Below are 23,532 nucleotides of genomic sequence, written 5' to 3' on the forward strand. Positions count from 1 at the left end.
GGAACAGTAGCGGAGGAATGTTATGCAGAAAAAACAATTTAAATCCGGATTCGTGGCTATTATCGGAAGACCGAACGTAGGCAAATCGACCCTGATGAATCAAGTGATTGGTCAGAAGATTGCGATTATGTCGGACAAGCCGCAAACCACGAGAAACAAAATTCATGGAGTGTACACAACCAATGATTCACAGGTAGTCTTTCTGGATACGCCGGGTATTCACAAGCGCCAATCCAAGCTTGGGGATTATATGAATCAGACTGCATTGGGCACATTAGGCGAGGTTGAAGCAGCTCTGTTTCTTGTTGATGCTTCTGAAGGAATCGGCGGAGGGGATCGTTACATTGCGGAGCAGCTGCAAAAGCTCAAGACTCCGATTATCCTGGTGATGAACAAAATCGATAAAATCGAGCCGACTGCCCTGCTGCCCCTTATTGAGCAGTATCGCAAGCTCCATGATTTTGCCGAGATCGTTCCGATTTCTGTCGAAACTCGGCAGCAATGTGAATACGCTGCTTGATCAGATTCAGAAATACCTGCCGCCAGGCCCGCAGTATTATCCGGAGGATCAGGTAACGGACCATCCGGAGCAGTTTGTGTGCGCAGAGCTGATCCGCGAAAAGATTTTGCATATGACCCGGGAAGAGGTGCCCCACTCCATCGCTGTTACCATTGAAGATATGCGGGTGGAGGAGAACGGAACTGTGTACATTTCAGCCGTTATTTTTGTGGAGCGTGATTCGCAGAAGGGCATTATCATCGGAAAGCAGGGCGCTTTGCTCAAGGAAGTAGGCAGACAAGCCCGTCAGGATATTCAAAGACTGCTCGGATCCAAGATTTTCTTGGAACTCTGGGTTAAAGTTAAAAAAGATTGGCGTAATCAAGATCGTGTCCTTCGTGATCTCGGATTTCACCGTGGGGAGTAATCCATCCGGTGTCCAAATCTAACGGGAAATCATACGCAGTGCCGCCTGCCAACAATTGCATTTCATAAAACGGCTCCAGACGCACATCCTAATTTCCGTAGATGCGAAACGTCATTTCCGAAGAGAGGATGAATACGAATGCGAGATTTTTCGTGGAAGTATTTTGCGATGACAGGAGATGTCGATGCATATTTGCTGTATAAGGAAGCCGAAAGTGAATCGGTTCTTGCAGCAGCATCCGTTGAAGAAGAGGCGGCCCCGCATGAAGAAGACGAGTAATCATTGGTTGCTCCAGGAATGGTTGGGGGAAAACGCATGCTATATCGGGCGGAAGGGATTGTCATCCGCAGCATGGACTACGGCGAAGGGAACAAAATCATTACACTTTGCACCAAAGAATCGGGCAAGGTAGGTGTGCTGGTCAGAGGAGCAAAAAAGGTGAAAAGCCGGCATGCTGCTCTGACACAGTTGTTTACCTATGGAGAGTATGTTTTCTTCCGTAATGGTACAGGGCTCGGCAATTTGAATGCTGGTGAAATTATGGAGTCTCATCATAGGCTCCGCGAAGATCTTGTCAAAGCTGCCTATGCTTCTTATGCCTGCGAGCTCTTGGATCGGGTGCTGCAGGATGAGGAGACAGGCGCTTTTTGGTTTCATCAGCTGAAGGCTTGTATGGAAGCTCTTCAAGAGGATAAGGATCCCCAAATTATCATAAATCTCTATGAGATGAAAATCCTTCAGGCCGCAGGCTATGGGCCGGAGCTGGATGTGTGCATATCATGCAATCAGACTAGAAAAGATGAAGATATGCTGGTGAGCCCTCGCCTTGGCGGAGTGCTGTGCCGATACTGCAAGCATTTGGATCCGCCGGCGATGTCCGTTACACCGAGAACCCTGAAGCTGCTGCGTCTGTTCGGAAGGTTGGACCTGCGACGGCTTGGCAATGTGGATGTCAAGGATGAGACCAAGACCGAGCTCAAAACGGTCATGCGAGCCTTAATGGATATGCAGCTCGGACTGCGTCTGAAATCGCAAAACTTTTTGGACCAGATGGACAAGTACAACATTTGACGTAAGGTATAGAATGAGGTATGATATTTATCAGTTTATTAGTTTTTTGAATACTGACATGCATTGAACGGGAAAGTAGTGAATTATCGATCCGTTGTATTTAGCGAGCCGGGGATGGTGAGAGCCTGGTGGGAGAGATTCATGAAGAGGCACCCGGGAGCATGATGAACCGATAAAGTGGGTTTTGCTTATTGGCTGGTTTGAAGCATGACAGCGAATGAGCAGTGCCAAGTAGGGTGGAACCGCGGGAAGCTACAGCTCTCGTCCCTATGTCTGTACAACAGGCGTAGGGCGAGAGCTTTTTGTTGTACAGAGAATTGTTATCGTAATGGAATGTATTTGAAAAAGAAAGCAAAGGAGCTAAAAATCATGAATTTCCAGCAGATGATTTTGACGCTGCAGCAGTTTTGGGCAGAGCAGAATTGTATCATCGTGCAGCCGTACGACACGGAGAAAGGTGCCGGTACGATGAACCCGATGACCTATTTGCGTTCGATCGGACCCGAGCCGTGGAATGTGGCGTATGTAGAGCCTTCCCGCCGCCCTGCTGACGGCCGCTACGGAGAGAACCCGAACCGTCTATACCAGCATCACCAATTTCAGGTCATTCTCAAACCTTCGCCGGATAATATCCAGGAGCTGTATCTGGAGAGTTTGAAGCGTCTTGGAATCAATCCCCTTGATCACGACATCCGTTTTGTTGAAGATAACTGGGAAGCACCAACTCTGGGCGCATGGGGTCTTGGCTGGGAAGTATGGCTTGATGGTATGGAAATTACCCAGTTTACGTACTTTCAGCAGGTTGGCGGCATTGACGCAAATCCGGTAGCTGTTGAGATTACTTACGGTATGGAGCGCCTTGCATCCTACATCCAGGACAAAGAGAACGTGTTCGATCTGGAATGGGTAAACGGCATCACATACGGGGACGTATTCCATCAACCGGAGTTTGAGCATTCGAAATACACGTTCGAAGTATCGGATGTCAAAATGCTGTTCACGTTGTTTAACATGTATGAAGAAGAAGCCAACAAAGCCATGAATCAGAATCTGGTGTTCCCGGCTTACGACTATGTACTCAAGTGCTCCCATACCTTTAACCTGCTCGATGCCAGAGGCGCGATCAGTGTAACGGAGAGAACGGGATATATCATGCGCGTGCGCAACCTGGCTCGTCAGGTGGCAGCTACGTATTTGGAGGAGCGCGAGAAGCTGGGCTTCCCGCTGATTAAGAAAGGGGGCGCAGACCATGTCTAAGGATTTATTGTTTGAAATCGGACTGGAAGAAGTCCCGGCACGATTTCTGCGCGCTGCGATGGAACAGCTTCAGGACAGAATGGTCAAATGGCTGGATGCTTCCAGGATCGGGCATGGAGATGTAACGGCGTATGCTACACCGCGTCGCTTGGCGGTATGGGTACAGGATGTTGCAGATAAGCAGGAGGACGTTAGCGAGGAAGTCAAAGGGCCTTCCCGCAAAATCGCGCTGGATGAGAGCGGTCAATGGAGTAAGGCGGCTCTCGGTTTTGCAAGAAGCCAGGGCGTTGCCCCCGAGAGCTTCACCTTTAAGGAGCTTGGCGGAGTGGAGTATATCTACGTTACGAAGAATAGTGTCGGCGTTGATACGAAGTCTATTTTGTCCGAAGGTCTTCATGGCATTTTGACCTCGATGACGTTCCCGAAGAATATGCGCTGGGGATTGCACGAATTTAAATTTGTCCGTCCGATTAAGTGGATGGTGGCTATGCTGGGCAGCGAAACGGTTGATCTGGAAATAACGGGCGTGAAATCTGGCAATGTGACTCGCGGACATCGTTTCCTTGGCAGCGAAGCAGTTATTCCGGAAGCGTCCGCTTACCGCGAAGTGCTCCGCGAGCAGCATGTCATTGTTGACGTGAATGAACGCCAGGGAATGATTGTGTCGCAAATTCAGGCGCTGGCCCAGGAAAAAGACTGGAATATCGCCATTAAGGACGATACTGCTGGAAGAGGTGTTGTTCCTGGTTGAAACCCCGACCGTGCTGTATGGAACTTTCGACTCCTCGTTCCTGCATATTCCGCAGGACGTGTTAATTACTTCAATGCGTGAGCACCAGCGTTATTTCCCGGTTCTGGATAAGCAGGGACAATTGCTGCCATTCTTCGTAACCGTACGCAGCGGAGACAGCCGTTCGCTGGATGTCATTGCAAGAGGTAACGAGAAGGTACTGCGTGCCCGTCTGTCAGATGCGAAATTCTTCTATGAGGAAGATCAGAAACTTCAGATCAAAGACGCCTTATCAAAGCTTGAAAGCATTGTATTCCATGAAGAGCTGGGCACCATTGGCGATAAAGTTCGCAGAATCCGCCGAATTTCCGATCAACTGTCAACGAAACTCAGCATTTCCGCGGATGCAGCCGATTCCGTGAGTCGTGCAGCCGATATTTGTAAATTCGACCTGGTCACCCAGATGGTGTATGAGTTCCCTGAGCTGCAGGGCGTGATGGGTGAAGATTACGCGCGAAAAGCCGGTGAGAAAGAAGAGGTGGCAAAAGCGGTATTTGAGCATTACCAGCCTCGTTTTGCCGGCGATTCGGTACCATCTACTCAGGTAGGGTCCATCGTCAGTATCGCTGACAAAATCGATACGATTGTGGGCTGCTTCTCCATCGGCATTATTCCGACGGGCTCCCAGGATCCATACGCGCTGCGCCGTCAGGCAGCAGGAATTGTACAGATCATTCTGGAGCACAAACTTCCGATTACGTTATCGGATGTGTTCGGCATTGCGCTGGAGATTCATGAGAATATTCGTGCACTGAAGCGTTCGACAGACGAAATTGCCAAGGACCTTCAGGAGTTCTTCGGGCTTCGCGTGAAGAAACTTCTGTCCGAGGATCAGCGTTACGATGTGGTGGATGCAGTCATTACAGCCGGATTTGATCATGTGGTATCCGTTGTTTCAAGAGGCCATGCGCTGATGAATGCAGTGGAGGGCGTGCAGGATTTCAAAACAACGGTAGAATCCTTCAACCGGGTCAGCAATTTGGCTGCCAAGGCCGGCAAGGCTGCAGTCAATCCGGAACTGTTCACCGAAACGGAAGAAGCTACCCTGTATGAAGCCTGGAACGCTGTCCGCGAAGATTACAAAGCAGCGCTCGAAGCTGCCGACGGGGAACGTTCATTGTCCTTGCTGAGTGGACTAAAAGAACCGATTACCGGATTCTTTGATTCCGTTATGGTTATGGCTGAGGACGAAGCTGTACGTGCCAATCGTCTTGCGCTTCTGTCCGGAATTGATGGCGATTTGAAGCAGTATGCTGATTTCACAAAATTGGTGTGGTAGATAGTGACAGTATGATTTTGCAAATGGTATAATGTATTGTTCAGTGAAAGCGACAGCCCGTGGTTAATGCGGGATGCCGCTTTCGCTGTGCATAAGAGTCCATCGGCAGGGATCAAGCAAGTAGGGGTCATTGTTTATTATCAGAAGCAGGATTTTAATCTGCCAAAGACGTATATAATAATATACAGCATAAGGATTATTCCAAGATTAAAGATAGAGCCGGTGAATGTGAATGAACGATAGCATCTGCATTACGATCGTGGTTGACGGTGATGCGTGTCCAGTCAAGAAGGAAATCGCAGAGACTGCTCGTACGTTCCATGTGCCTGTACTGCTTGTTTCTTCCTACGATCATCTGTTACAAGCTGAAGAGGGTGTTACGACGATCCAGGTGGATCGGAGCGATCAAAGTGCCGACCTCTACATTGCCAACCACATATCCAGGGGGGATATCGTGGTGACCCAGGATTATGGACTGGCTGCACTGGCGCTTGCCAAATCATGCCATGTGATTTCCTTTCGCGGGCGTATTTTCGATAATACGGATATCGATTTCATGCTGGATACCCGTCATCATCAGGCTAAGGCAAGAAAGCAAGGCAGGTATGGCAAAGGCCCCAAGAAGCTGCTTGAGGAAGACCGGAGGTTTTTTCAACATAAACTGACAAAACTTTTGCATGAATTGCAGGAGAATGTCCACCCGTAGCGAATACTATTTACGTGCCAAAAGAGATGAAGGTGGTTTGGATGAGTACCGGACAAGGCAATATTCCGGATGATGTCATTGAGGAAGTTCTGGCCAAGAGCGATATCGTGGACACGGTCAGCAAATACGTGCATCTTACCAAACAGGGGAAATACCTGAAGGGCTTGTGCCCTTTTCATTCAGAGAAGACTCCTTCCTTTACGGTTACACCGGAACGCCAAATCTTTTACTGCTATGGCTGCGGTAAGGGCGGAAACGCCATTAAATTCAGAATGGAAATCGAAGGATTTTCTTTTCCCGAAGCCGTCAAGACAATGGCAGAAGAGAATGATATCTCGTTACCGGAAGGTCAAGGGGTTCCCGTAATTCCTCGTAATCCGGAAAAAGAACGTTTGATTGAAGCTAATGAGCTCAGTGCCAAGCTGTACCATTTCCTGTTAAAAAATACGGAGCACGGTACAGAAGCCATGAAGTATTTACGTTCCCGTGGAATGAACGACAAAGTGATTGACCAGTTTCAGATCGGTTATGCTCCAGATCGTTGGGACACACTGGTCCAGTTCCTAAGCAAGCGATCCTTTGACTTGAAAGAGATGGAGAAGGGCGGGTTATTATCCGCAAGACATGAACAAGAGGGCTATCTCGACCGTTTTCGCGGACGAATCATGTTTCCGATACATGACCGCAACGGCAAAGTGATTGCATTCGCTGGCAGAATACTGGGGGACGGTCAACCGAAGTATCTAAATTCCCCGGAGACACTTCTATTTAATAAGAGCCGCATATTGTACAACCTGCACCAGGCGAAAACATCCATACGCAAATCGCGTCAAATTCTGTTATTCGAAGGTTACGGTGATGTAATATCGTCATGGGAAGCAGGACTGCAGAGCGGCGTGGCAACGATGGGGACCTCTCTAACGGAAAACCAAGTAGCTATCATGAAATCGATGGCTGATGAAGTTGTTGTTATCTACGATGGCGACAAGGCTGGTATGGCCGCTGCGTTGAAAGTCATTCCAATGCTGGAAGGCGTTGGTCTCAGAGTGCGAATCGCATTGGTCAACGAAGGAATGGACCCGGATGATTATATCCGGAAGTTCGGAGCCGAGCGTTTCAGGCATGTGGTAGAAACGGCAGTTTCAACAACAAAATTTAAACTTATATATCTGAAGAAAAACCATATACTGCTAGAAGAAGATGGTAAGATTGCGTATGCCAAAGAAGCATTGCCGATTATCGCAGTACTGAATTCCTCAACCGAACGGGAAGTTTACTTGAGGGAATTGTCCTCTGAGCTGCATCTTTCCTACGAGAGTCTGAAGCAGGATTGCAATCTGCTTCGGCAGTCTATGCAAAAAAAGATGGAGAATGGGGATAATAAGGAAAAAAGGTGGAATAATGGTAGGCATAAAAAAGGGCGCCAGTCCGCCCCGACACTTCTGCCTGCTTACCATGCTGCAGAGCGGCGGCTGCTGTCGCTGATGCTGCAGGATGCAGAGGCAGCGCGATACGTAGGCGATCGCCTGGGAGAAGCGTTTAATATCGAAGATCATGCGGCAATCGCTGCTTATCTATATGCTTTTTACGCACAAGGCAAATCTCCGGATATCAGCCGTTTCATGTCATCGCTCCAGGATGACCGTTTGGAAATGACCGTCAGCTCCATCATGATGATGGAAGCACCAGCCGAGTGGAATGTCCAAGTGCTGGATGATTGCATACGCGAGGTACTGAAATTCCCGCAGCAGAGAGAGATCGACCAGAAAAAAGAAGAAATGATAAAAGCGGAGCGCTCAGGTGATTTTATGAGAGCCGCACAAATTGCAAGTGAGATTATCGCCCTAGAAAGACAATGAAGACCGCACATTGCTGTTTCTAGGGAGGAGGGAGTCGAAAGATGGCGAATGATCAGCATACTGAACTAGAAACGGAATTTACGCTGGATCAAGTCAAGGATCAGTTGATTGAACAGGGTAAAAAGAGATCCGTATTGAGCTATAAAGATATTATGGAGAAATTATCGCCTTTCGACCAGGACACGGAGCAAATGGAAGAGTTTTATGAACAGCTTGCCGACCTTGGAATCGATGTGGTAAATGAGAATGACGATGAGGGAACTCATCGGCAATCGGAAGACTCCGAATCCCGCGAGAATGAGGATTTTGGGTTTGACGATGATCTCTCATTGCCACCGGGGATCAAGATTAACGATCCTGTTCGTATGTACCTTAAGGAGATTGGTCGGGTTCCGCTGTTGTCTGCTGATGATGAGATTGAACTTGCGAACCGGATTGAGCAAGGGGACGAGGAAGCGAAGCGCCGTCTTGCCGAGGCCAACCTTCGTCTCGTTGTAAGTATCGCCAAGCGTTACGTCGGGCGTGGCATGCTGTTCCTGGATTTGATCCAGGAGGGCAACATGGGCTTGATTAAAGCCGTGGAGAAGTTCGACTATAAAAAAGGGTTTAAATTCAGTACGTATGCCACCTGGTGGATTCGTCAAGCCATTACGCGTGCGATTGCAGACCAGGCTCGTACCATTCGCATTCCTGTTCATATGGTGGAAACCATCAACAAACTGATTCGTGTATCCAGACAACTTCTGCAAGAGCTTGGACGTGAGCCTTCGCCGGAGGAAATTGCTGCAGAGATGGAACTCAGTGTTGAGAAAGTCCGGGAAATCATGAAGATTGCCCAGGAGCCGGTTTCGCTTGAGACGCCAATCGGGGAAGAGGATGATTCCCATCTGGGCGATTTCATCGAGGACCAGGAAGCACTTGCGCCTGCCGACGCAGCGGCATATGAGCTGCTTAAGGAACAACTCGAGGATGTGCTTGATACACTGACCGAGCGCGAGGAGAATGTACTCCGTCTTCGCTTTGGTCTTGATGACGGCCGCACCAGAACGCTTGAAGAGGTTGGTAAAGTGTTCGGTGTTACACGCGAGCGAATCCGGCAGATCGAGGCCAAGGCGCTTCGTAAACTTCGTCACCCAAGCCGCAGCAAGCGCTTAAAGGATTTTCTCGAATAGCTTAATCCACGGACCTTCTGCAGTAACAGCAGCAGGTCCTTTTTTTCGAAGTTCAGCAGCGCGGCGCAACGATTTCTTGGTTTTGGTATTTATTCCTGTATTTGTTTTATTGGTCTTTATTTTAGCTCTTTTCCAAACCCATTGCAAATGACACGGCACCGAATTATTTCGCTCTTTTTGCCGGTTTGCAGTTTGGCATCGTGTCTGTTAGGGTAATGAATAGATTGTGATTCGGATGAAAATATGGAATGGTAAGGTGTGTCATTGTGAAATTATCAAAGAGATTATCGCAAATTTTGGAGCAGATCCCACGCGGCAGCAGGCTTGCAGATATCGGTTCCGATCATGCATTGCTTCCTGTGGCTGCTGTGGAAAGCGGAGCCGCGATCAAAGCGATCGCGGGTGAAGTGAATCCGGGACCTTACGACGCTGCCGTAAAGCAGGTTATGGAATCAGGAATGACCGAGGTGATCAGTGTACGGAGAGGAGACGGCTTGGATGTACTCTCAGCAGGTGAGGCTGATGTCATTACAATCGCGGGCATGGGCGGCAGCTTGATTGCCGCTATTTTGGACCGCGGCGAGGACAAGCTGGCCGGCGTGAACAGGCTGATCCTGCAGCCGAATGTCGGAGAGGACATTTTGCGTAAATGGCTGTACTCCCACGGTTGGGTGCTGATTGAGGAGTTCATTCTGGAGGAAGACGGCAAAATCTATGAGGTACTGGTTGCGGAGCCTGCAGAATTGACGAATCTGACGAATGAGCAGGTGTATTCGGAAAGAACGATCGCTATGGGCGTTGAGTTGAATTTGGACTGGCTGCTGCGTATGGGACCTTGGCTGACAAAGACTCCGAATCCCGTATTTCACGATAAGTGGAAAGCCGAGATAGAGAAGATGAACTACATACTTCAATCGCTTTCGCGTTCGGATCAGGACTCGGCAGTCGGCAAGGCTAACGAGATTCGATCGGATATTGAATTTATTCAGGAGGTGCTGGCATGCTTGCCAAAGGACAAACGGTAATTCAATACATGGAGCAATTAGCCCCGAAGCATGTAGCCGAACCCGATGATCGGATCGGGCTGCAGCTCGGAACATTGCAGAAGGATATTCGGACGGTGCTCGTAGCACTGGATGTCAATGATGAAGTCGTGGATGAGGCTATCGAACTTGGTGCCGATCTCATTATCGCGCACCATGCTATAATATATCGTCCATTGAAACAGCTGCAGACGGACACGCCGATGGGCAAAGTATACGAAAAGCTGATTAAGCATGATATTGCCGTGTATGTGAGTCATACAAATCTCGACGTGACCGAAGGCGGCATGAATGATTGGATGGCTGAAGCATTGGGCATAGAGAACACGTCACCCATCCATGACATGCATAACGAGCAGTTGTCGAAGCTGGTGGTATTTGTACCTAAGAGCCATCATCAGGAGGTATTGGATGCCGTTCTGGGTGCAGGTGCAGGCTGGATCGGAAATTACAGCCACTGCAGCTTCAATATCGAGGGTTTTGGTACTTATGTGCCAAGAGAAGGCAGCAGTCCGTTTCAGGGCAAGGAAGGTCAAATGGAGCGGGCTAACGAGGTTCGAATTGAGACGATTGTTCCTCATACGATCCGGAACAAGGTCGTTGCGGCGATGCTTAAAGCGCATCCTTACGAAGAGGTGGCCTATGACTTGTATTCCATGGATCTGAAGGGAAGATCCCTCGGCCTTGGCCGGGTTGGCAAGCTGAAGGAGCCCCAGACGCTGGCTGAACTGGTGGAAGTAGTGAAGGAGAAGCTGGATGTCCCTCACGTTCGTGTCGTAGGGGAACTCGACCGCACCATACGGAAGGCGGCGGTCATCGGAGGTTCCGGAGGGCGCTATATGATGAAAGCTCTGTTCCGCGGCGCGGATGTGCTGGTTACAGGCGATGTGGATTATCATACGGCGCAGGATGCACTGGCTGCGGGACTAACCATTATTGATCCTGGACATAATGCCGAGAAAATAATGAAGGTTAAGGTTGCCGAATGGATGGAGCAGAAGCTGCAGGAGCATAAGTATGACACTCGGGTTGTGGCTTCCCGTATTAATACGGAGCCGTTTCGGTTTATGTAGGTAAATGTTGTTATGTACAGGTTAGTGCTTGGAAGTTAATACTCGCTTGCGAAGCTGCTGTAAAAGTTTGCAGGGTTGTGTATGGCTGCAAATCAAGATATAATATATAATGTTGTCCGGAAAGTTTGACAGACAATCGCTGGCGGTGCAAGCCGCGAGAGGAAAGTCCGGGCTCCATAGGGCAGGGTGCTGGATAACGTCCAGTCAGCGCGAGTTGAAGGATAGTGCCACAGAAATGGACCGCCGATGACCGCTTCATTGCGGCACAGGCAAGGATGGAACCGAGGTGTAAGAGACCCCGAGGAACGCTGGTGACTTCGTTCCTGGTAAACCCCACCTGGAGCAAGACCTAATGGGACGCAGTTTCCTTCGAGGAGACAGCCTTAGCCCGAGGCGCGTCCGGGTTGGTCGCTTGAGTCGATTAGTAATGATCGGCCTAGATAGATGATTGTCGCTTATGGTGGCAGGGTAGTTCCCGCTATGACCACGAAGAGCACAGAACCCGGCTTACGGAAAACTTTCCCAACTGAACAACGGTTTATTTATATCTAATCCGTAAAGGTGCAAACGCGTATTTTCTTACCGCTCCGTATTGAGGAGTGTAAAGAGAATGCGCGTTTTTTCTTGATTCCGCGAAAACTAAAGGGGATGAATGCCTCTCAAGGACAATCGTCCATACCAAATAGCCCCTTGGATAATATGCTATAAGCATCAACGGAAAGGAGTTGCAAAAATATGTCTTGTTATAACGAAAATCCTACGTGTCCTCCTGTGTCGCCGATTGTGTGCGAACCGATTGTAGTTGTTAGAGACCACTTTATACCGCAAATCGTACCTGTTATTCATCCGATTAAAGTGGTGGATAAAGTACACTGTGTGCCGGTGGAGAAACATGTATACACGTACAGCGAGGAAGAGGTAGTAACAGGCCCTGGAGGCTACGGCGGCGTTACCGTATCCAGCAAGCGGTCGAAGAAAGCGGCTGTACGCACTAGCCGTTCCCGCCGCAAGAATTAATATCGGAAGCTACTGTTGAACGGATAGAGAAATAAAGCAGCCAACGCTTGATGGGCGTAAGCTGCTTTATTCTTTATATTTATTATCGGTTAGACCCGTTTAGTTTGCGCAGCTCGTGTTCCAGATTGCGTAACGCATGGCCTGGCCATAACTGCAGAGGAACTTCCGAGGCGCCAACGGCCTTCAGAGATTGGAAAATATCGATCTGACCATGACCGTAATACTTATCCTTTCCCTTATCGCCAAGATCTACGGCTTGTTTGATCATAGCATCCATAACTTCTTGATTTGTCAGGTCCGGGTTAAGAGAACGGATGAGCCCTGCCATGGCAGCTGCATGAGGACTGGCCATTGAGGTTCCGGAAAGAGCGGCGTACTGATTGCCTGGAAACGTACTGGCGATATTGGTTCCGGGGGCCGATACATCAATGTAGTCGCCGTAGTTGGAGTATTCCGCCCTCTTTTGATTCGAGTCTGTCGCTGCGACAGCAAGCACCTCAGGATAGGCAGCAGGATAACCAGGGCGCTCTGTGTTGTCATTGCCCGAGGCGGCAACCAGGACAACATCACGGTCATAGGCGTATTTTACAGCATCGTGTAAGAATTGAGAGTCTGCGTAGTTGCCAAGGCTCATATTTATGACTTTCGCTCCGTGATCTGTCGCCCAGATAATGCCCTCTGCCACAGCATAGGTTGTCCCGGAACCCGAGCTGTCAAGCGCTTTAACCGGCATGATTTTATTGTACCAGCTAACCCCGGCGACCCCTTCACCGTTGTTCACCAGAGCACCGATAATGCCTGCCACATGCGTTCCGTGTCCGACATCGTCCAGCGGCTGCTGGTCATTGTCCACAATGTTGTAGCCTTCCACCAGCTGTCCATTCAAATCGGTATGCGTAAGATCGACTCCTGTGTCTATCACGGCGATGACAACATCCTCACTCCCTTTGGATAAATCCCAGCCGCGATTTGTCTCAATGACAGGCAAATTCCACTGATATTGGGAGAACAGCAGATCATTCGGAATATTGACCTGCGCATTTGCGCCATCCGGCAAGGCATCGGAGGACATCCGCGATTGAGGCAGACGGTCATTGGTTAAGTAAATATAGTGTGGCTCGGTATATTTGGTGTCCCAGTTCTTCTGGAAGTAGGCACGAAGATGTTGGTAGTCCATATTCTTGGACCGAAAAATATAAGCATAGCCAAGTTTCCTAGGGGTATCGCACGAAATCTCATTCCCGATGTGCTGAAGCTGCTGCTTTGTCGGTTCAGCCTGAAAAGACACAACGATTTCATTTTCGTAAAAATGGCTGGCCTTCTCATTATCATGACCGGTCTTGACGGTAATGTCAGAGAGTGTATCGGCATGAATGGATTCCACCCGGAATTTTCCTTCCTTCGGGTACGGGATCAAGCGCAGATTGCGCTTCTGGTGATTGCTGACCTCTTGAAGCACAGCCTGGTTAACCAAAGCGGCTGCACCATATTTTCCATCCTGGGATGGCTCCGCTACAACAAAATAAGGCTGCCCAGCAGCAGTGAATTTTGGTGAATCATACGCTTCGCCATGTTTGATCTTCTGCTGTGCCATCTGAAAATGGTGGGCAATCAGATCCTTATCCTTTTTACTCATCTTGGGAAGCTGACCTTGTATATCGGTCATTTTATTCTGCTTCAGGTTGTACCACCGAATTTGCTGAAAATGCTTGTGTGTTTTTTGCTCTTTCAGCGTATAGGCTTTAATCTGTCCGGCATTTCGTAAAGACTCGTTCTTCAGCATCTTGCTTAAGTGACCCCTTGCATCGAGCCGGTTTAATTTATCCGTAGCCTTGATGTCGCTTAACATGGTAAAGTTCTTGGCTTTATTCTCCTGCTGAGGCTGCAAAGGCTGTGATGGTTCGGCAGTTGGAGCCGGCTGCTTCGAACCCGGGGTGAACAGGGAGATCAGGAGCACGCCAAGAATAGACGCGGCACCGATGATGCTCCACATGGTACGTGACTTCACAAATTTTCCTCCTCACCGCATTACGTATTTTAATTAGTCTTAGCGTGGGGAGTGAGAATCTATTTTATGCGTTCTCGAGGCATTGTGAAATTTAGGGTTGAATGGGAAAAATGATTTGTACTAAAAATAACCTTGTAAGTGTATTCATGATAGGGATTTCGTTATCCCAAAATTTGTGTTAGGATAGTACATATTAAAACGACCGTCAGGCAAAATGACCTGTATGGTCACGACCATTTAAGGGGGATCTATCGTAATGCCAGCAGACAATCTTCAGAAATTGTGCTCCGAATCCAGAGAAAAGTTGAAATCTGCTATTTCGATTATGGAAACATTTTTGAATGAACATGCTTTATCTCAATTGGTAACAGAACAGGATGAGGAAACCGTTCATTTTTACAAAGGATTTCTGTCAGATGTTCGCCATTTGCTTGTGTTTTCAGAAGTTTCCTATGAGAAGCTTGGTGTTGTACAGCGTCGCCCTAATTTTGATATCGATTTTGCCGAGAAGGCTTTGTATAACTTGTATCACCGCTGCGTGAATAGTTTTTTCTATCCGAAAAACGAAAGTTATTCGGAAGATGGCCGGTATGCTTACACCGGACAGGATGCCATCCGTTTTCGGAAGAAGCCGGTTCGACCAGCACGTGACGTCATTATGAATATTACCAAAATTTATGAAGAGCTTCGCGATGATCTTGCCTACTACGAAAGTGATTATTTAACGGAGCGCCGTATGCAATCCGAGAAAAGTCACGCTTAATACAAACAAGGAAAGAACAAGAGGTGCCATACATTGGCATCTCTTTTTTGCGTGGTGACTCCTTAACACCAACTGACAATCATTCTTGTGCATACCAGCAGTTAACTCAGGAAAAAATGTTGACGAGGTGATGCTAAAATGGCCAACGAAGCCAAACCATTAGTTAAGTGCAGTGTAAGCAATTGCCATTACTGGGGAGAACAAAATTTATGTCACGCCGAGATGATTATGATCGAAATCGACCGTCATGCAAACGTAAAACTCAATGAGGAGTATGGAGCAGAGCCTTATGTGGACGATCATCAGGATGTTGCCGACAAGTCCTCAGAGACCTGCTGCCTTACCTTTAAGCCAAAGGGTTAAACGGAATGCCCGGAGTGCCGGATATTCTCCGGAAGCCGCTTATTAGAGATTGAAGGAAATGGAGGAGTTAGCAATGGATGATAAACACCGCGACAACAAGATAAAGATTGTGGATAGCAATCGGAACAGAGTGGACTTCCCTCGTAAAGATCACCGTGAGGAATACGCCGCTGAGGTTGCCCCGCCAATGGAAACGTCTGTGCGCAGCGTGGACGAGGATGATGCAACAGGCTTGTCTGCAGGCCGCACGGCAGGATATGTCGGCTTGGTAATGGGTATTGCCTCCCTGTTTATGTGGTCGGTGATTCTGGGCCCCATCGCAACGGTTGTTGGTTATTATGCTTATAGTAAAGGCAGCAAAACAACGGGGGCATGGTCAATGGGTCTTGGCATATTGGCAACGCTCAGTTATTTTATCCTGATTCCTTTCAGCAGATAGATCATTTTATATGGGCGGGTCATCCATCAAAAAGGGTGATCCGCAATTTTTTTGTCGAAGGGGTATAGCAGATTGTTCCAATTCCATGGTAAAATGAAAGGACAAGTTTGAAATTTTTGCGGGAGAAAGTGAGCCATATGATGCAGATCGATTCGATATCATGGAAGCAAATGACGGATGTACCACAGGTAAATACGAATTCCACCGGATCGGCAGCCGGTTTTGTGGATGTATTAAGCAGCCTGATTCAAGAAGAAGCCTCGTCCCAGCTGGTAGAGCGCTCCATTACGCAGCTTGCCCCTGGTGTTACCTTTAAGGATGGACTGCTGTGGCAGCAGCTTGGTGCCGTCCAGGAATCCAATTCGTATTATCCGGTAGAGGGAGCGCTGAATGACACGGGAGCGACCAAGCCCACGACATTTGAAGAATTAATTACATCAGCGGGGGAACGATATGGTGTGCCCGTATCACTGATCAAGGCGGTTATAGACGCGGAATCTTCTTTTGACCCCAATGCAGTATCGTCTGCAGGAGCAAAGGGATTGATGCAGCTCATGGATGGGACGGCAAGGGGACTTGGTGTCAGCAACCCATTTGATCCGGCTCAGAATATTGAAGGTGGCACCAAATATTTATCCAGTCTGATTCAACGGTTCGGCGGAGAATTGGCGATGGTGCTTGCAGCCTACAATGCAGGTCCGACACGAGTTGCAGGTTTGGGCGCGTCCAGTGATGAGGAGCTTATGTCGATGGTACATATGTTACCTGAGGAAACCCAGGCTTATATTGGCAAAGTAATGAATGCACAGTCGAAATACAGTTTATAACCCCGCTTCGGGATGAATAGTAAACCTGATAGAGGATCAAACGATAAGCATGACTTTGTCCGATTGAGATGGAGTGCGGCTTTACCGTTTGGTCTTTTTGTGTAAATATAAAGGTCTGGAATGATATGATTAACAACATGCGATGGCGTAAGAATGGAAAGGGGAAATAACCTTGATATATTGGGATCACGCTGCAACGACCCCTCCTTTTGATGAAGTGGTGGATACGATGTCCGAAGTGATGAAGAAACATTACGCGAACCCGTCTGCTCTTCACCGCTCAGGGGAGGCAGCCGCTAAACTTCTGAGAAGGGCAAGGGAGGTCTGCGCAGCATCACTTGATGTTCTGCCATCAGAGCTCGTATTTACGTCTGGTGCAACGGAAGGTAATAACATGGCTATTAAAGGGTCCGCGATGCAGTACAGCAGCCGGGGGCGCCATATCATCACAACGGGAACAGAGCATCCTTCGGTTTATGAATGCTGCAAACAGCTGGAATCGCTTGGCTGGGAAGTAACCTATCTTCCAGTCGATGCTGCTGGTGTGGTTGATCTTGATGTCTTGAAGGAAGCTGTTCGTAAAGATACCGTACTTGTCAGCATCATGCATGTGAATAATGAGTCTGGCGCCATCCAGCCACTGGCTGATATTGGCCGGATCGTGAAGGAAGTGAATTCGCGCACACTCTTTCATGTCGATGGCGTGCAGGGATTTGGCAAGCTGCCCGTAGGCATCTCCGAGTGGCAAGCGGATTTGTACAGCTTGTCCGCCCACAAATTCAACGGTCCAAGAGGGATGGGTGTCCTGTACGTTAAGCAAGGGGTTCAGCTCTTTCCGTTGATATCTGGTGGATCGCAGGAAAATGGACTGCGGGCAGGAACGGAGAATGTCGCAGGTGCGGTTGCCATGTCGAAGGCCATGCGGCTATCCCAAGAGAGACAACCTGAGCTCTACGCCCGGATGATGGAACTGAGGGAGCTTCTGTTCCAGGGTATACGCAAAATACCCGGTTTGGTGTTAAACAGCAATGAGTTGGATGCGCCGCATATTATTCATTTTTCCTATCCGGGTCTAAGACCGGAGGTGATGGTTCATGCCCTGGAAGAGATGGGAATGCTTATATCAACCAAATCCGCCTGTTCTTCCAAATTAAGCGAGCCCAGTCGGGTCTTGCTTGCTATGGGTAAAAGCATGGAGGTAGCTTCTTCCGGAATCCGCATCAGTCTCGGTAAAGAGCATCAGCTCGGCGATGCGGCTCGATTCGTGGAGGTTTTGGCTAATGCGTGCAGTAAACTGCGTCCCATTATAGAAAGAGAGGGTAACCGAAGATGACTTATGATATGCTGCTGCTTCGCTTTGGCGAATTTACCCTAAAAGGCAAAAACCGCAACCGATTCGAGAAATCGGTGTTAAATCATATTCGAAACGTGCTTAAACCGTATCCAGGAGCCAAAATTATGAAGGAATACGGTCGTTTGTATATTGAGCTGAACGGAGAACCTCCCGAGATTCTGATCCATGCCCTCAAGAAGGTGTTTGGGCTTGTTTCGATCAGCCCTGTTCGTGTATGTCCATCCGAGCTTGACCCCATTATTGCTACAGCAGTTGAGTTTGTGGGACAGAAGGAATTAACCGATACGACAACCTTCAAGGTCAATGCCAGAAGAGTATGGAAGCAGTTCCCCCATTCCTCACAAGAGATGAATCATCTGGTCGGTTCCCCTCTGCTGCGCACCTATCCTCAGCTTAAAGTAAAGGTGAAGAAGCCGGATATTGAGCTGCGCGTGGAAATTCGTGAGAATGAGACGTACCTCTATTATGAAGTCATTCCAGGGGCAGGCGGGTATCCGCTCGGCACAAACGGCAAGGCCATGCTGCTCCTCTCTGGTGGGATTGACAGTCCTGTAGCCGGTTGGTCGGCCATGCGCAGGGGCCTTGAAATTGAATGCGTTCATTTCTACAGCTTCCCTTACACGAGCCAGCTGGCCAAGGAAAAAGTAATGGAATTGACAAGACTGTTATCCGGTTATACCGGCAAAATCAAGCTACATCTCGTACCATTCACCGATGTGCAAACTTCTTTTGTCGGCATTGGGCAGGATAATCTGATTATTACCTTCATGCGCAGGGCGATGCTTCGTATTGCTTCCTCGCTCGCTGAGCGTGAAGGGGCCTTGGCCATAGTAACCGGGGACAGTCTCGGACAAGTAGCCAGTCAGACACTGCCCAGCATGAATGTCATTGGCAGAGCAACCGAATTGCCTCTGCTTCGGCCGCTTGTCATGATGGATAAGAATGATATCATTAATATCGCAATGGACATCGGTACGTTTGAGACGTCGATTTTACCGTATGAGGACTGCTGCACGTTATTTGTGCCTAAATCTCCAACTACGAATCCGAACCTGAACATTATCGAGAAAGTGGAGGCCTCGTTAACTCGGCTCCCTGCTCTGCTTCAGGCTGCGGTTGAAGGCACGGAGACTGTCATCATTACGCCTGACAGCAAGATCGGTACGATGGCTGAGAAGAATGAAGAGTTCACAGTAAACGAAGACTGGTTCTAGATTTTATCCAGGATCAGGTTATAATTCGTATATAAACGCAGATGAAACTGAAAAACACCCCAAGGCTGATCCCCCTGGGGTGTTTTTGTTCGTACAGTAGAGTATTCGATTAGGAGAGGGTGGAGGACTGACGCCGCTGCACAGATCGTTTCTTCAGATGCCCTGCCGTCAGTACGCCCACGATTATGGCCGCAATGAACAGGTATTTAATGATCAGATGTCCTTCAAAGTAGCTGAGGAAATGCTTCTCATCGGTAATCATGGAGGATGCCGTGAATGCAAGTACAGCAGAGCCTACATAAATGATCCAAGGGAACCGGTTGATCAATTTAGATAAACAAGGTACTGCCCCACACCACGATGGGAACGCTGATGAGAAGACCCACGGTAACAAGAATCATATTGTGCTTGGCCGCTCCTGCAACAGCAATTACGTTGTCCAGCCCCATGGCGGCATCGGCAACAATAATGGTGCGAATCGCAGCTCCAAGGCTTTTGCCTGCTTTTATATTGTCGTGATCATTGTTGTCGTCCGTCATCAGTTTGTAGGCAATCCCGATCAGGAGTACGCCTCCAACGAGCAGAAGCCAAGGGATATTGAGCAGCCATACAACAAGAATGGTGGCTATGATACGAAGAATAACCGCTCCGGCCGTACCGTAGATGATTGCTTTTTTTCTGGGTTTCCTTCGGGAGGTTGCGTGCCGCAAGGCCGATCACAATGGCATTGTCTCCGGCTAAGATCAAATCCAGAAACACAATGTTGATTAGTGCGAGAAAAAATTCAGCGGTTGTGGTTTCCATGAATGTCACTCCTCTTAAAATACGGTTCCACAATAAACAAAGTGGATTTATTATAGGCCTATTTTTCCCGATGTGCAAGCATAGCTTGGACAATTACCACATATGTGTAGAGTGGGGGTGTTGTTCTTGTGGAGACGATTGTTTTGTTGGGACAGATATTGCTGATTAACCTTGTACTCAGTGGTGATAACGCCCTGGTCATAGCGATGGCCAGCAGGGACCTTCCTGAATTGCACCGCAAACGGGCGGTCTGGATCGGAACGGGCGCAGCGGTTCTTCTGAGGTGCATTCTGACTTTTGCTGCGGTTCTGCTGCTCAAAATCCCGTTTTTGCAAGCTGGCGGTGCACTGCTCCTGATCTGGATCGCCATAAAACTAATGACACAAAAAGAGCATGAGGATGTTGCCATGTCCCGTTCCTTGACGATATGGGCAGCGGTCAATACCATTCTGGTTGCTGATTTTGTGATGAGCCTGGACAATGTGCTGGCTATTGCGGGCCTGGCAAATGGTGACCTTGCCCTGATTGTCATCGGCATCCTGTTAAGCATTCCCATTGTTGTATGGGGAAGCGGGCTGATCTCTAAGCTGCTTCATCATTTCCCCGTGCTGCTCTACATAGGAGCCGGTATTCTAGCATTTACGGCAGGCGAAATGCTCATACAGGACTCGCGCGTCGGTCTGCTTCTGGCTTCCTGGATGCCGTATGCCCATAACGCGCTGCCAATCGTCATTGCAGGGGTTGTCGTTCTGATTGGAGGACTGCAGACGATAAGGCGGCCGGGGACATAATCCGGTTCATAACATATGGAACGGGTGAGACTCCGGTAATAAAATAGGAAGCTGGAAACAAAAGGATGGACTGCATCGGCAGCCATCTTTTTTTGTTTGCTTAAGGCATATGCTGCAGGGCGATGCTATTTTTGAGTGGAACAAACTCAAGATATGGTTTTTTTTGTCGGTTTGGGCTAAAATTAACGTAACCACTTATTTTATAAACCGCTATTTTGGGTGATACATATAATGAGGAGAGGGTGATCAAATGTCCTCCAGAAAAGATTTGGCGCTGGGTATATTCATCGTTGTCGCTGGAGTCGTTATTTTGCTCGGCAAGCTGGGTGTGTTTGGATTTTTAGGCAGAACATTATGGCCGCTGGTTCTGCTGCTGCCGGGTATTTTTCTGCATATCATGTTTTTTGGTCGCCGTGCCTCTGCCGCCATCCTCATACCGGGTGGTATTCTAACGGTTTACGGGATGCTGTTCTTCATATGCAATATTGGAGGATGGGGACTGATGGCTTCATTATGGCCTGTGTTGATTCTTGGCGTTGCCGTTGGCCTGTATGAGTATTATCTGTATGAGACTCCGCGTCCCGGTGCTGCACTGCCTGTTGCGCTTGGACTTACGCTGCTCTCCATTCTGATTTTTATATTCACCTGGCTAGAGACCGGGGGATTCTATCTTATTGCCCTGATCTTAATTGCTGCAGGCATTTGGATGATCCTCGGCCGTAATCGCTCTAGACGGAATAATAAATGGAGCAGAGGTTGGTAATTGGTAAGAGATAAATGTTACTGGAAGTTTTCTGAAAAGACTTGATTTTCCCGCTCGTTTACCTATATTATAGGAAGTATGTTGAAGCGTCGGCATGTCGTCCGGCGCTTTCTTTGTGGCTCATTCGAATAGAAGGGATTTGAGATGTATTTATGCAATCAAGAGATCAGATTCGCAACATTGCCATTATTGCTCACGTTGACCATGGCAAAACAACACTTGTAGACCAACTGCTGCAGCAGTCCGGTATTTTTCGGGAGCATGAGACGCTGCAGGAGCGCGCGATGGACTCCAATGATTTGGAGCGCGAACGCGGAATTACCATTCTAGCCAAAAATACGGCTATTACGTATAAAGATTTCTTGATTAACATTGTGGATACACCTGGACACGCCGATTTCGGCGGTGAAGTAGAGCGTATTATGAAAATGGTCGACGGCGTTCTGCTCGTGGTTGACGCTTATGAGGGCTGTATGCCTCAGACCAAGTTTGTATTAGGCAAAGCGCTTGCACATAACTTGACGCCAATCGTTGTAGTTAACAAAATCGACCGCCCAGCAGCTCGCCCGGCTGAAGTTATTGATGAAGTCCTGGACCTGTTCATCGAGCTTGGAGCGAACGACGACCAATTGGACTTCCCTGTTGTATATGCATCAGCCTTGAACGGTACTTCAAGTTTGGATGCCGATAAGCAGGATGATAACATGCTTGCTCTTTACGAAACCATTATTGACCATATTCCTTCCCCTACCGAAAAAGTGGACGAGCCTCTTCAGTTCCTCGTAACCTTGATGGATTACAATGAATATCTTGGCCGTATCGCCGTTGGTCGTGTGAACCGCGGGATTATTAAGCAAGGTCAGCCGGTAACCGTTATGCTTCGTGACGGTTCCACCAAGAATGCCCGTATTGAGAAACTGTTCGGTTTCCAAGGACTGAAGCGGATTGAAGTTGCTGAAGCAGGAGCAGGAGACATTGTGGCGATCGCGGGAATTAAAGATATTAATATCGGAGAAACCATTGCCGATCCCCAACATCCCGAGGCACTTCCAGTTCTTAAAATTGACGAACCTACTCTGCAAATGACGTTCCTTGTAAACAACAGTCCTTTTGCCGGACGCGAGGGTAAATGGGTAACATCCCGTAAACTGCGTGACCGTCTCTTCAAAGAGCTGGAAACAGACGTAAGTTTGAGAGTGGATGAAACCGACAGCCCGGATGCGTACATCGTTTCAGGTCGCGGTGAGCTTCACCTCGGTATTCTGATTGAGAATATGCGTCGCGAAGGTTACGAGCTTCAAGTATCCAAGCCTGAGGTTATCGTCAGAGAAATCGACGGTGCCAAAATGGAGCCGATCGAACGTCTGATGATCGACGTGCCTGAAGAAAGCACAGGCGCTGTAATGGAGAGCCTCGGTGCTCGCAAGGCTGAGATGGTGAACATGGTGAACAACGGCAACGGACAAGTGCGTCTGGAGTTCCTGATTCCGGCCCGCGGCCTTATCGGTTACCGTACACACTTCTTGACGCTGACTCGCGGTTACGGCATCATGAACCACGCATTCGACAGCTATGGACCGCTTATCGGCGGCCAAGTCGGCGGACGTCACCAAGGCGTTCTGGTTTCTACGGAGAACGGCTCTACAACGTTCTACGGGATGATGTCGGTTGAGGATCGCGGAACCCTGTTCTTGGAGCCGGGTACTGAAATTTATGAGGGCATGATCGTCGGGGAACATACCCGCGATAACGATATCGTTGTAAACATCTGTAAAGAGAAGCAATTGACCAACGTTCGTTCGGCAACTAAGGATGATACGGTTAAATTGAAAACACCGGTCATCTTCTCATTGGAACAGGCTCTGGAGTACTTGAATGATGACGAGTATTGCGAGATTACACCGAAGTCCGTTCGTCTTCGCAAGAAGATCCTGAACAAGAGTGAGCGCGAGCGTGCAGAAAAACATCGTAAAATGGCGCAAGCAAATCTATAATAGATAGAGATCTACTTGT

At 48.5% G+C, this 23,532-nt stretch carries 19 protein-coding genes, 1 other RNA gene and 3 pseudogenes; 21 read left to right on the plus strand and 2 right to left on the minus strand.

Going from position 1 to position 23,532, the window contains the following annotated elements; genetic code table 11:
* The first annotated feature begins 22 nt into the window (after positions 1–22).
* The 12 genes and pseudogenes from era (at position 23) to PVOR_RS10005 (ending at position 12,193) form a co-directional block, all read left to right on the plus strand.
* Positions 23–926, plus strand: a pseudogene (gene era, locus PVOR_RS09960) (GTPase Era).
* A 138-nt stretch (positions 927–1,064) separates the two neighbouring features.
* Entirely contained in the window at positions 1,065–1,205 is a 141-nt protein-coding gene (locus PVOR_RS29550; RefSeq protein WP_006209031.1) for a YqzL family protein, read from the plus strand.
* 36 nt (positions 1,206–1,241) lie between these two features.
* Positions 1,242–1,997, plus strand: a complete 756-nt coding sequence (gene recO, locus PVOR_RS09965; protein ID WP_040680425.1) for a DNA repair protein RecO — start codon at positions 1,242–1,244, stop codon at positions 1,995–1,997.
* Positions 1,998–2,366: 369 nt separating this feature from the next.
* Entirely contained in the window at positions 2,367–3,254 is an 888-nt protein-coding gene (gene glyQ, locus PVOR_RS09970; RefSeq protein ID WP_006209033.1) for a glycine--tRNA ligase subunit alpha, read from the plus strand.
* A pseudogene (glyS, locus tag PVOR_RS09975) lies at positions 3,247–5,323 on the plus strand (glycine--tRNA ligase subunit beta). The gene glyQ and the pseudogene glyS overlap by 8 nt, the downstream one beginning before the upstream one ends.
* 232 nt (positions 5,324–5,555) lie before the next feature.
* Entirely contained in the window at positions 5,556–6,029 is a 474-nt protein-coding gene (locus tag PVOR_RS09980; protein WP_006209034.1) for a YaiI/YqxD family protein, read from the plus strand.
* 41 nt (positions 6,030–6,070) lie between these two features.
* Positions 6,071–7,888 (plus strand): DNA primase, encoded by a 1,818-nt coding sequence (gene dnaG / locus PVOR_RS09985; protein WP_006209035.1) that lies wholly within the window; start codon positions 6,071–6,073, stop codon positions 7,886–7,888.
* A gap of 41 nt (positions 7,889–7,929) precedes the next feature.
* Entirely contained in the window at positions 7,930–9,060 is a 1,131-nt protein-coding gene (gene rpoD, locus PVOR_RS09990; protein WP_006209036.1) for an RNA polymerase sigma factor RpoD, read from the plus strand.
* 266 nt (positions 9,061–9,326) lie between these two features.
* A complete protein-coding gene (locus PVOR_RS09995; protein ID WP_040680427.1) occupies positions 9,327–10,085 on the plus strand; it encodes a tRNA (adenine(22)-N(1))-methyltransferase in 759 nt (252 codons plus the stop codon).
* Positions 10,061–11,176 carry a Nif3-like dinuclear metal center hexameric protein gene (locus PVOR_RS10000; RefSeq protein ID WP_006209038.1) on the plus strand — a complete coding sequence of 372 codons (1,116 nt, stop codon included), beginning with the start codon at positions 10,061–10,063 and terminating at the stop codon, positions 11,174–11,176. Before PVOR_RS09995 ends, PVOR_RS10000 begins: the two co-directional genes overlap by 25 nt.
* A gap of 120 nt (positions 11,177–11,296) precedes the next feature.
* An RNA gene (gene rnpB / locus PVOR_RS29165) (RNase P RNA component class A) lies at positions 11,297–11,701 on the plus strand.
* 210 nt (positions 11,702–11,911) lie between these two features.
* Entirely contained in the window at positions 11,912–12,193 is a 282-nt protein-coding gene (locus tag PVOR_RS10005) for a hypothetical protein (protein ID WP_006209039.1), read from the plus strand.
* A gap of 82 nt (positions 12,194–12,275) precedes the next feature.
* Here the strand turns inward: PVOR_RS10005 and PVOR_RS10010 are convergent, their stop codons facing one another.
* Positions 12,276–14,201, minus strand: coding sequence for a S8 family peptidase (locus PVOR_RS10010; protein ID WP_006209040.1), 1,926 nt, complete (start codon positions 14,199–14,201; stop codon positions 12,276–12,278).
* A 256-nt stretch (positions 14,202–14,457) separates the two neighbouring features.
* On the opposite strand from PVOR_RS10010, the gene PVOR_RS10015 reads away from it, so the two are divergent.
* The 6 genes from PVOR_RS10015 (at position 14,458) to thiI (ending at position 19,161) form a co-directional block, all read left to right on the plus strand.
* Complete coding sequence (locus tag PVOR_RS10015) at positions 14,458–14,964, plus strand: YpuI family protein (RefSeq protein ID WP_006209041.1); 507 nt, start codon at positions 14,458–14,460, stop codon at positions 14,962–14,964.
* Positions 14,965–15,102: 138 nt separating this feature from the next.
* Positions 15,103–15,327: a DUF1540 domain-containing protein gene (locus PVOR_RS10020; RefSeq protein WP_006209042.1), complete on the plus strand. Its 225-nt coding sequence runs from the start codon at positions 15,103–15,105 to the stop codon at positions 15,325–15,327.
* Between the two features lie 73 nt (positions 15,328–15,400).
* Complete coding sequence (locus PVOR_RS10025) at positions 15,401–15,766, plus strand: hypothetical protein (RefSeq protein ID WP_006209043.1); 366 nt, start codon at positions 15,401–15,403, stop codon at positions 15,764–15,766.
* 140 nt (positions 15,767–15,906) lie between these two features.
* Positions 15,907–16,593 (plus strand): lytic transglycosylase domain-containing protein, encoded by a 687-nt coding sequence (locus PVOR_RS10030; RefSeq protein ID WP_040680452.1) that lies wholly within the window; start codon positions 15,907–15,909, stop codon positions 16,591–16,593.
* A 172-nt stretch (positions 16,594–16,765) separates the two neighbouring features.
* Entirely contained in the window at positions 16,766–17,926 is a 1,161-nt protein-coding gene (locus PVOR_RS10035) for a cysteine desulfurase family protein (RefSeq protein WP_006209045.1), read from the plus strand.
* Complete coding sequence (gene thiI / locus PVOR_RS10040) at positions 17,923–19,161, plus strand: tRNA uracil 4-sulfurtransferase ThiI (protein WP_006209046.1); 1,239 nt, start codon at positions 17,923–17,925, stop codon at positions 19,159–19,161. Before PVOR_RS10035 ends, thiI begins: the two co-directional genes overlap by 4 nt.
* 109 nt (positions 19,162–19,270) lie before the next feature.
* On the opposite strand, the pseudogene PVOR_RS10045 reads toward thiI, so the two are convergent.
* Positions 19,271–19,965: pseudogene (locus PVOR_RS10045) on the minus strand (TerC family protein).
* A 128-nt stretch (positions 19,966–20,093) separates the two neighbouring features.
* Here PVOR_RS10045 and PVOR_RS10050 point away from each other — a divergent pair.
* From PVOR_RS10050 to typA, 3 genes are all read left to right on the plus strand, one after another.
* On the plus strand, positions 20,094–20,756 hold the full coding sequence (locus PVOR_RS10050; RefSeq protein WP_006209049.1) for a TerC family protein: 663 nt from the start codon (positions 20,094–20,096) through the stop codon (positions 20,754–20,756).
* Positions 20,757–21,006: 250 nt separating this feature from the next.
* Complete coding sequence (locus PVOR_RS10055; protein WP_006209050.1) at positions 21,007–21,519, plus strand: hypothetical protein; 513 nt, start codon at positions 21,007–21,009, stop codon at positions 21,517–21,519.
* 152 nt (positions 21,520–21,671) lie between these two features.
* On the plus strand, positions 21,672–23,513 hold the full coding sequence (typA, locus tag PVOR_RS10060; protein ID WP_006209051.1) for a translational GTPase TypA: 1,842 nt from the start codon (positions 21,672–21,674) through the stop codon (positions 23,511–23,513).
* The last annotated feature ends 19 nt before the right edge of the window (positions 23,514–23,532 follow it).

The sequence above is a fragment of the Paenibacillus vortex V453 genome, from assembly GCF_000193415.1.
Taxonomy (GTDB): domain Bacteria; phylum Bacillota; class Bacilli; order Paenibacillales; family Paenibacillaceae; genus Paenibacillus_AQ; species Paenibacillus_AQ glucanolyticus.